At 61.1% G+C, this 457-nt stretch carries 1 protein-coding gene; it reads right to left on the bottom strand.

The genetic code is table 11. From position 1 onward, the window contains the following. A partial coding sequence (locus ACZYSM_RS29385; protein ID WP_489077200.1) for a hypothetical protein occupies positions 1–457 on the bottom strand: 457 nt, incomplete at both ends.

Raw genomic sequence — 457 nt, forward strand, 5'->3', positions numbered from 1 at the left:
CGGTGTAGGCGAGGTCGACTTTATGCCCGGAGGGGGCATGGAGCTCTACCGGCAAGGCCACCCGCTCATTGGCGCTGCCACCGGTTTGCAGGGTTTCGATCAGGCCGGACTTGTGCACGACCCGGTAGCGGTCGTTGCCGTCGTTATAGAGGTGGAAGCTGTCGAGTTTCTTTTCCTTGAGCGCAGGCTCAGGGCCGCTGCCAGTGACCTTGAAGGTCTCACCGGTGGCCAGGGCAAGCATGCTGTTATGGGGCGTGAACTGGGACAGGTTGAGGTTCCAGCCGATGCCGAAGCCGGAATCCAGGGTGTTGAGCGGGTTGAAGACCAGTTGCAGCGGTACCGCCGGACCGCACAGGTCATTGGATTTGAGTTCCGGCAGGTCGATGGCGACGGTGTACTGGCCGGTGCGCGGGTCGACGCTGATGGACAGGAAACTCATGAAGTTGAAAGCGTTGGA

The organism is Pseudomonas sp. F220 (genome assembly GCF_057813935.1).